This is a genomic window from Tuberibacillus calidus DSM 17572 (assembly GCF_000430685.1).
In the GTDB taxonomy this organism is placed as follows: Bacteria; Bacillota; Bacilli; order Bacillales; family Sporolactobacillaceae; genus Tuberibacillus; species Tuberibacillus calidus.
Genome location: NZ_AUMM01000076.1, coordinates 1 through 8,239, shown reverse-complemented (window position 1 = coordinate 8,239; position 8,239 = coordinate 1). Strand labels below are relative to the sequence as shown.

The following is an 8,239-nucleotide window of genomic DNA, read 5'->3' as shown; positions in this document are numbered from 1 at the left end:
AAAAAGGTAAATCCTAAAGTAGTTTCGGAAAGATTAGGACATGCTAATGTAAAAATTACTTTAGATACGTATTCACATGTTTTACCGACAATGCAAAAAGAAGCTGTACAAAAGATTGATGATATTTTTGAGTAACATTTTATAAAAAACCTGTTACTTTTATTTTTGTTACTTTTTTTGTTACTTTTTATAAATAAAAAACGCACTTCCTCGGAGACAATCTCTCGAAAAAGCACGTTACTCAAAGATTATGTATGGTGACCTGCACAGGACTTGAACCTGTGACCCCTACCCTGTCAAGGTAGTGCTCTCCCAACTGAGCTAGCAGATCATTTTTTAAGATTTTTTGGAATTTCAAAGGACAACTATAACTATACACGCCTTTGTTTCATTCGTCAAGGGGTTTTTAAAAATTTTTTTCGTGCCGATAAAAATACAGGTTTTCCCCCGTATAACTTGCTATCCGGTGGTTGGTTCATCTTCGGCTTTATTTGATGCATCGAATAGCGCTTCTTCTTCATCTCGAAGGTGGTGCGCTAATCGACTCGAGGCATTGGCAGCAATGCTCGCCACAAGATCGTCCAAAAAAGTGTGGACACCACGCCCGGTTTTGTTATCAAGTTTTTTTATAATGCCCGTTTTCGCCTTGTCGAGATATCCAAACGTTGTAACGGCAATGCTCCCATAACCGTATACCGCACCGATTGCGATGGTTTCATCGATACCAAATAACCCTTCGTCTTGAGCGACAATGGATTGCAACGGCTCCGAAAGTTTCCCTTCCTCTGCTAATTTATCCAATTCAATTCCAACGAGCAATGCATGTTGCATTTCCCTTTTTTCAAGAACAGCCAATACGCTTTCCAAACAATCTTGCATAGTTAAATTCGGTGCATATGGCGACTGCATTTCATAGACGATTTCGGCGATGTCCGAAAGCGCGACACCCCTTTCCTTAAGAAGAGAAAAGACCGCCTTTTTGACATCCCGGCTGTGCACCCGCTCTTTCATGGTGATTCCCCCTGTTATGCGTGACGTTTATGTCTGTCATGTGCACCATCATTATTCATTTTATGTTAAGATAGCTGAAGATGATGAAACGACGGAGGCATACTATGATTAATGACAAACCTACAATGGAAGCTTTTCGTATTAATAGCCTAGTGTTAAATACCATGATCGAAGCGCGGGTTTATCTTCCGCCGCATTATTCGCCTTTATATACTTACCCTGTGTTGATTGCATTGGATGGTCAGGACTATTTCAATCTCGGCCGCATTGCCGGTTTGTCCGAACGGCTCATTTCCGAACGGAAAATGCGCCATACAGTGATTGTAGGGCTTCCCTATACCGATAAAATGGAGCGTTGGGAAAAGTATCATCCCGAAGGCCGCCACCATGAAGCTTACATAAAATTTTTGATTCGCGAATTTCTCCCCGCTTTATCGAAACAGTATGCCATTGACGAGTTAGCAGGCGGCAGATTCCTCATCGGAGACTCTTTGGCCGCGACCTTTTCCCTGACATGTGCGCTACGCTATCCGCATACATTCGGAAACGTCATCTTGCAATCTCCTTATGTCAATGACGCGATCATTGAAAACGTGAGGAATTTTCGCTTGGCCCCGCAACTTTCCATCTACCACTCCATTGGGGTCAACGAAACAGCGGTCATGACGACTCGGGGCACGCGCGCTGACTTTCTCCGTCCCAATCGCTTGTTGCACGAAACCCTTGTGCAAAAAGAACTTGGCTTTTACAAATATGTCGAAAACGATGGAAACCATACTTGGACGTTTTGGCAAGACGACTTATCGGACGCCCTATGCACCATGCTCGCTTATGAAGCTTTATAGAAGATATCAGGGGTACAGGGTGCCCCTATGACATGCAACTTGGATGAACAGCCTTTTATTAAGGGCTGTTTTTTCATTCAGTCAGCGAATCGTTTTTCTCATCTCCACATGCGGAATGCCTGCCTCTTCAAATTCCTCAGAAGTGATCTCAAACCCAAGCTTTTCATAAAAACCGATGGCGTGGGATTGTGCATTTAAAATCAAAGTTGAAAATCCGGCACGGTAAGCTTCTTTTTCAATGGCTTCCATTATGGCTTCCCCAATGTGTTCCCCGCGTCTCGCTTGTAAAACACAAATCCGCTCGACTTTAGCAGCATCACCCTTCTTACGGTAGCGACCAGCCCCAACTGGTTTACCATTGTCATAGGCGACAAAGTGTACCGCCCGCTCCTCATATTCATCGATTTCGAGTTCCGGTGGGACGTGTTGTTCATGTACAAATACTTCCTGTCTGACGGCTAATGCATCCTGATATTGAGCATCTGTTTTTACCGTGATGACTTCCATGTTGTCTGATTCTCCTCCAACTTTCAAAAATAGGGTGCACGGGATGGCTTAAACTTTTTAGTCTCCAAGCTTAAATGTCTCGCGGACGTGCCACATTCCAGTGTCGTCCTGATACAGGAGGTGGAAGGTATCAATCATCTCTTCATGATAAAAGGAAAGCATTTTTAGTCTATCATAAATGTCGTTATGTTCGATATCCGAAAGGTCTTGTGCAATCGTAATATGTGGGACGAAGCGGTAGGCTTTTGTATTGGGAAAATCGGGGCCGTGTAAACGTTCGTGGAGTTCCGTCAAAGCCGCGCAATCCTCCACTCGCAAATAAATCACATTGTTAACGGGCCAAAAAGAATGGACGCGGCTTGCGACGAGTCGAATCGGCCCGATGCCTTTTTTGGCCGCTTGCACCTTTTTTATAAAAGCTTCCACTTCGCCTTCTTGTAACTCAAAAGGCTCTTTGACGGTGATATGCGGCGGAATCAAAGGATAGTGCGTATCATAGCGTTTGCGATAGCGATTGACGAGGTCTTGTAAATCTTTCGACGGGAATAAGGCAATACCATATTTCATCTCTTAACCTCCTTTTCTGAATATATAAAAAGATTATAACATTTTTTGCGAAAATCTCCAAGGGCATGGGTCACTTTGGTCCGACTGAGAAAAGAAAACCTGGCTCTGCCAAGCTTTAAAGACAAAGGCAGTGCCTTCATTGCCCATATATTGGACTAAAAAGGATATTTTCTTACCCGTGCAAGCCTTTTATGGGGAGATTGAGCTGATATAGTCCATATGCTGGCGTGAAAAAATTTATTTTACCAGTATAAAAAACGCTTTTTCAATGCAAACTGTCACGGGAGGTGGTTGCGTGAAAGGCTATTTGGAAATTACGGTTGAACTCGTGGTCGGTTTTTTCGCGTTACTCGTTTTGACAAAGGTGATCGGGCGCTCCTCCATCTCAGAAGCCACCCCGTTTGATTTTGTTGCCGCATTGGTACTTGGTGAATTTGTCGGTGGAGCCATTTATGATGATAACATTCATCTAGGGAAAATTTTATTCGTCATCGTCTTATGGGGAATTTTAATCTACAGCATTGATTTTCTAACACTTAAATTCAATCGCTTGCGGGGGATTTTTGAGAGCAAACCAAGTCTTTTAATTAATAATGGTGTAATCCTCAGATCCTCCATGAAAAAAAATAAAATTGACGTGAACAGGCTGCAAACGCTTTTACGAGAAAAAAACATTTTCTCCATACGGGAAGTCGCTTTCGCTATACTTGAACCGAACGGCAAACTCTCGGTCATCAAAAATCCTTTGTTTGAAAACGTCAAACGCATGGACCTTGACCTGCCGATCAAAACCGCTGAGTTACCTTTAACACTGATTAGCGACGGTGTTTTAATTAAAAACAACTTAGATATTATCCATAAAGATGAAAACTGGTTAATTGGGGAGTTGCAAATGCGAGGTATTCCAAGTATCAGAGAGGTGATGTTAGCCGAATATGACGCAGTAAACGGTCTTTATGTACAACCCATCTATAAAGGTGACACCAAGTAACGGCTGACAGAAGCGTCTTCCTACAGCCGTTCCGCTCAGTTTAGCTGGATGCGTTTTACCCGAATTATAGGTTCCTCGGTCCTCACACCAATGAGGAAAACAGTCTTTAGACCAAACGTTTTTCCTTCAGAGAAGTTTTACCAACGACCCATAAAATGGGGGCCTCGCCCCACCACGCGTTTCATGCGGTTTGCATGGAAGACCGCCATCAAACGCTTATTTGGCGGGACAGACCCCCTATGAGTCATGTGCTGATCAGATCCAGCCAGGAGGCGGACCTTGTTGGGTGCCTTGTTGGTTATTTGGATTGCCATCGGTGTTATCACCCGGTGGCGCGGCATTGCCTTGGGCTTGCGGCATCGGCGGTAACGGGAAACCCCAGAAATCGCGCTGAGGCCCTTGCGGCGCATTGCCTTGAGCGTCGTCCGTTCCGCCGGGAGCGCCTGCCGGTGTGCTGCCTGGCGGAGTGAACGGAAAAGTAAACGGTCCCGTAAACGGAACGGTGCGGCCATCCGGTGTATGGAAGACGACTTCGTTAGCATGGATATGCAACGTGTCGACGTGCAGCTCCCGCTTTTTCTTCTTACCTTCAGACATCGTTATCCCTCCTGAAATGGTTTCGTGACCAATATATGCATTTATCATGAATCTTGTATGGTTAACGGCCTATCGCAACTTTTTTAAAAATTTAAAGCGATTTTATTAACGCCTTTTATGCGATAGTCGTTTTTCTCAAAAAAGACAAACACTTCAACGGTCAAATGTTCGTAAAACCTTCTTTCGATCGGTATTTGCCAATCGTTAAGTTCGACCCGCTCCCCCGGAAGAATGGCAAAGGGTGCGGTTGGAGCAATCCATAGTTCGCCCCGTTCCTTCGCCTCTTTTGCCCAATCATTGTCAAGATAGACCCATTCCCAATGGTCACGATCATTGATCTCGGTTTCGACGGTCTCCCATGTTTTAATTCTCCCTTTGAGAATGGCGGCATCTCCGGGATTAAAACGAAAGCAGATGTACGGTGTGGAAAGCGCCTTAGATCCCTTATTTTCAATCGTTAAGTTCCCGCGAACCATCGCACGAGGCTCTCGGTCGATCAGGGCATAATCCATATAGGCGATCGCTTCCACAGCCGACCGCTGTATAAAATCGGCATCTACACTTGGCGGCTCGTTTAAGGAGGTTGCCGCGTGAAGCTTTAACCGTTTCTCAAGAATGGTGACGCGCTTCCGATAATGATTCAGCTCCCGATCCTTTTCATTGATCTCCCGCTGCATATCATTAAGCAAGCGTTCAAAGCCTTTCACTTTCTCATCAAGCGCGTTTCTATCGGCATCCGTACCGAATCGATTTTTATATTGTAAAAGTTCTTCTGTGAGTTGCTGATTGTTTGCCGTTTCTTTGGCATAATCTTCTTTCAGTGTTTCATAAAGCGCTTTGATCTGATCAAACTGTGCCCGCACGTCGTGGTATTCTTTTTCTCGCGCTTCATAAGCTTGTGTCAATGTTCGAACTTCTTCTTCCAAAGCCGAAATTCTTTCATTCGCGAAGATAAAATTTTTTTCAAGGCGCAATGCCTTCTCTTTGTAAAAACGTTCCCGGTCTATGAGGCGTGCGACGCTTATACCTCGTTTTTGTTCTTCCAAGCCCTCGCCCCCTCGGAGATAGTGAATGCATCTATATACAGCATATGTTCACTGTCCCGTTTCGGTTGCTTGGGCAATCTGTAAAAATGATGAGAAAAAATCAGGAATCATCAGCGGACGTGTTGGCCCGCTGATGACACCTATTTATAGCGCCTTAAATTTGAGATCTTGGAAGGTGACGCAATCTTCCACTGTCAGCTCGCCTTCCGTCACATCTACTACACCGGTGTCAAAAACAATCTTGCCATTCCTTTCGTTAATCAATTGAACATGGAATTTATCCCCGTTCGGGCTATCAAGAACAGCGAGATTGAAATCTAGCTGACGTCCGTCACTTGTGACCCCTTCACCGCTGATAATTAACTTCAAACCATCTTCACAGGGTTGGCATTCAAGTGTTTCGGGGTCAAAACTGGTCGCGGTAAAGTTGATGTTTTTCAGTCCGTCACTTGTTTCTCTGTCATCAAAGGTGAACTCAAATTCACTGTCAGTTAGGCTGCAATTTGGGCAAATATGGAGATTGATGCCGGCTTCCCCTTGTTCCGTCGCATGCTTTGCAGTCGGTCCGCTCGCTTCACCCATCGCTTCGCAATCACAATTTTTTTGTGGGAAAATCGACGGGCATTGAGCTGGAAACTCGATCGGCGGGCATTGGTTAATGATCTCTGGAGCAACAATGTTGTTTTCCCTTGGCGAGCAGAATTTCGCCAACACTTCGAGTTTGACTTCGGCCTCGACTTGAACATCGACGCAGAAGGTGACTTCGACTTTAAAGCTTTCCGGGCACGGATTGTTTAATAATAAAGATCCCGTTGAAATACGGCAGAAGATTTTCGACACCCGGCATAATAAATCCGTGCCATCCGGGAAGCAGAGAACAAAGGATTCCATGGCAGCCACATCGACTTTCGTTTCGGTGACGACATCGCCATGGCGATCAATGACTTTTATTTTTACTTCTGCATTGAATAAGAGGTCAACAAGTTGTGCTTCCGTAAATTCACCCGCAACCGGTACGGTGACATTTTGCTTTTCCCCTACTTGCTCGCAGAAGAAACCGCGCTCTTCTATGAGACGAGGATCGCTTTGATTTAGCGGGAAAAGCGGCGGTGTCTTCGGCGTTTTGCATATGATTCTGAGCGGACGACGATTGGGGTCAGACATCGCTTCTTCGATGGCTTCAAGTTGATGGCGATCAAACCGAACGGTTTTGCTGACGGTTAGCTGATCTGTGACCCAGTCATACACTTTTGGGACGCGTATGCATTCTTCTTGAAGACTGTTCGCCGCCTTCATGACCTTCCTCGGTTTATGAATGTTACCCATCCTTACCTTCCTTTCCACTCAACAAATACATTGTTGGTTGATTCATTACATAGTATGGATAAGACCGGGGCGTTGGCACCTGTCACTTCGCCCATTTTGAAAACGGCGATAGGCTTAAGAGCCATAGAAGTCAGATACATTGAAACGGGTGATCATGGAGCACGGATGGGAAGGATCCGGAATAGATTAAAAATGAGGTGGTGCCTTTGAAAAAATCAGAAGTGTTGACGCTTTATAAAGAAGTCAAGCGGCGCCGTGTGGCAAGGGGAAGCGGACAAAGAATGGTCTCCCGAGGCCCGGTGAGGCGCTGTGGATGCGGGGGTACGGTAAAAAAAGGGATGTATTAACAATAAACAGCGCGGTGGAACGCCTCATGATAGCGGGAACCACCGTGCTTTTTTAGTACTAGTAAATAAAGGGGTCATTTTGACCGTCTAAGACAACAAAGGCTCTGCCACTACCTAAAAGGCAAGACAGAGCCAGGTGTTCGTTTTCTCAATTTTAAATAGCAAGCGTTTCTGTCATTCTGTTTCGGGTGCTTGTCGTTGTTTACGCAATATTAAATGGCAATAATGTTGAATCCGCTGTCGACATGAAGCGTTTCACCGGTAATCGCCGTCGCCCAATCACTCATCAAAAATACTGCCGCATGACCGACATCTTCAGGAGTGACCGAACGGCGCATCGGCGCGCGCTCCTCGATTAACTTTAACACACTGTTAAAGTCAGCGATCCCCTTTGCTGACAAGGTCCGTATGGGACCGGCTGAAATCGCGTTCACACGGATGCCGTCTTTGCCAAGGTCATTCGCCAAATATTTGACGCTAGCGTCAAGTGAAGCCTTGGCAACGCCCATCAAATTATAATTTTTGACAACCCGTTCGCCGCCAAGGTAGGTCAAAGTCAAAATAGAGCCGCCTTCTGTCATCAGCGGACGAGCCGCTCTTGCGACAGCCGTCAATGAATAGGCGCTGATGTTATGGGCGAGCAAAAAGCCATCACGGCTCGTATCCACGAACTCCCCTTCCAAATCTTCTTTATTGGCAAAAGCAATGCAATGGGCTACGCCGTGAATGATACCCACTTTTTCTTTAATGGTGTTAAAGCAAGCAGCAATTTGTTCATCACTCGACACATCGCACGGGAGAAGAAAATGTTCTTCATTGCCTAAAGTATCAACGAGCTGTTGGACACCGTCTCTAAAGCGTTCGCCCAAGTATGTAAAAATTAATCGCGCCCCGGCGTTATGTAAAGCTTTGGCAATCCCCCAGGCAATGCTTCTTTTATTGGCCACGCCCATGACGACAAATGTTTTTCCTTCTAATGATAATGTCATCCGCTATTCCTCC

Annotated in this window: 10 protein-coding genes, 1 tRNA gene and 1 pseudogene; 4 read left to right on the top strand and 8 right to left on the bottom strand. The window is 45.3% G+C overall.

The annotated features are described in order from the left end of the window. Positions 1-135 (top strand): annotated as a pseudogene (locus tag H532_RS20875) (site-specific integrase); the annotation flags it as partial. 120 nt (positions 136-255) lie between these two features. Here H532_RS20875 and H532_RS0113720 read toward each other — a convergent pair. Both H532_RS0113720 and H532_RS19000 read right to left on the bottom strand, forming a co-directional pair. Continuing rightward, positions 256-331: transfer RNA gene (locus tag H532_RS0113720), tRNA-Val, on the bottom strand. Positions 332-459: 128 nt separating this feature from the next. Further along, positions 460-1,011: a phosphatidylglycerophosphatase A family protein gene (locus tag H532_RS19000; RefSeq protein WP_038112565.1), complete on the bottom strand. Its 552-nt coding sequence runs from the start codon at positions 1,009-1,011 to the stop codon at positions 460-462. A gap of 104 nt (positions 1,012-1,115) precedes the next feature. Here H532_RS19000 and H532_RS0113710 point away from each other — a divergent pair, with 104 nt between their 5' ends. Beyond that, the gene (locus tag H532_RS0113710) at positions 1,116-1,856 is read left to right on the top strand and encodes an alpha/beta hydrolase (RefSeq protein ID WP_027725944.1); all 741 of its coding nucleotides are present in this window, start codon (positions 1,116-1,118) and stop codon (positions 1,854-1,856) included. Between the two features lie 81 nt (positions 1,857-1,937). Here the strand turns inward: H532_RS0113710 and H532_RS0113705 are convergent, their stop codons facing one another. Both H532_RS0113705 and H532_RS0113700 read right to left on the bottom strand, forming a co-directional pair. After that, a complete protein-coding gene (locus H532_RS0113705; protein ID WP_027725943.1) occupies positions 1,938-2,363 on the bottom strand; it encodes a GNAT family N-acetyltransferase in 426 nt (141 codons plus the stop codon). Between the two features lie 57 nt (positions 2,364-2,420). After that, positions 2,421-2,930 carry a 2'-5' RNA ligase family protein gene (locus tag H532_RS0113700; protein ID WP_027725942.1) on the bottom strand — a complete coding sequence of 170 codons (510 nt, stop codon included), beginning with the start codon at positions 2,928-2,930 and terminating at the stop codon, positions 2,421-2,423. A 295-nt stretch (positions 2,931-3,225) separates the two neighbouring features. On the opposite strand from H532_RS0113700, the gene H532_RS0113695 reads away from it, so the two are divergent. Then, positions 3,226-3,921, top strand: a complete 696-nt coding sequence (locus H532_RS0113695; RefSeq protein WP_027725941.1) for a DUF421 domain-containing protein — start codon at positions 3,226-3,228, stop codon at positions 3,919-3,921. Positions 3,922-4,176: 255 nt separating this feature from the next. Here H532_RS0113695 and H532_RS0113690 read toward each other — a convergent pair whose 3' ends face one another. The 3 genes from H532_RS0113690 to H532_RS0113680 all read right to left on the bottom strand — a co-directional run bounded on the left by H532_RS0113690 (position 4,177) and on the right by H532_RS0113680 (position 6,890). Beyond that, the gene (locus H532_RS0113690) at positions 4,177-4,518 is read right to left on the bottom strand and encodes a hypothetical protein (RefSeq protein WP_027725940.1); all 342 of its coding nucleotides are present in this window, start codon (positions 4,516-4,518) and stop codon (positions 4,177-4,179) included. 83 nt (positions 4,519-4,601) lie between these two features. Then, complete coding sequence (locus H532_RS0113685; protein ID WP_027725939.1) at positions 4,602-5,564, bottom strand: hypothetical protein; 963 nt, start codon at positions 5,562-5,564, stop codon at positions 4,602-4,604. 144 nt (positions 5,565-5,708) lie between these two features. After that, on the bottom strand, positions 5,709-6,890 hold the full coding sequence (locus H532_RS0113680; RefSeq protein WP_027725938.1) for a BMQ_0737 family morphogenetic spore coat protein: 1,182 nt from the start codon (positions 6,888-6,890) through the stop codon (positions 5,709-5,711). 206 nt (positions 6,891-7,096) lie between these two features. Between H532_RS0113680 and H532_RS20450 the strand changes: the two genes are divergently transcribed. Continuing rightward, the gene (locus H532_RS20450; protein WP_155995065.1) at positions 7,097-7,237 is read left to right on the top strand and encodes a hypothetical protein; all 141 of its coding nucleotides are present in this window, start codon (positions 7,097-7,099) and stop codon (positions 7,235-7,237) included. A 212-nt stretch (positions 7,238-7,449) separates the two neighbouring features. On the opposite strand, the gene fabI is transcribed toward H532_RS20450, so the two are convergent. Further along, positions 7,450-8,226, bottom strand: a complete 777-nt coding sequence (gene fabI / locus H532_RS0113670; RefSeq protein WP_027725937.1) for an enoyl-ACP reductase FabI — start codon at positions 8,224-8,226, stop codon at positions 7,450-7,452. Between the last annotated feature and the right edge of the window lie 13 nt (positions 8,227-8,239).

Bases quoted from the DNA above. Each gene is read 5' to 3' on its own strand.
- H532_RS19000 (WP_038112565.1), bottom strand. From the start codon at position 1,011: ATGAAAGAGCGGGTGCACAGCCGGGATGTCAAAAAGGCGGTCTTTTCT.
- H532_RS0113710 (WP_027725944.1), top strand. From the start codon at position 1,116: ATGATTAATGACAAACCTACAATGGAAGCTTTTCGTATTAATAGCCTA.
- H532_RS0113705 (WP_027725943.1), bottom strand. From the start codon at position 2,363: ATGGAAGTCATCACGGTAAAAACAGATGCTCAATATCAGGATGCATTA.
- H532_RS0113700 (WP_027725942.1), bottom strand. From the start codon at position 2,930: ATGAAATATGGTATTGCCTTATTCCCGTCGAAAGATTTACAAGACCTC.
- H532_RS0113690 (WP_027725940.1), bottom strand. From the start codon at position 4,518: ATGTCTGAAGGTAAGAAGAAAAAGCGGGAGCTGCACGTCGACACGTTG.
- H532_RS0113680 (WP_027725938.1), bottom strand. From the start codon at position 6,890: ATGGGTAACATTCATAAACCGAGGAAGGTCATGAAGGCGGCGAACAGT.
- fabI (WP_027725937.1), bottom strand. From the start codon at position 8,226: ATGACATTATCATTAGAAGGAAAAACATTTGTCGTCATGGGCGTGGCC.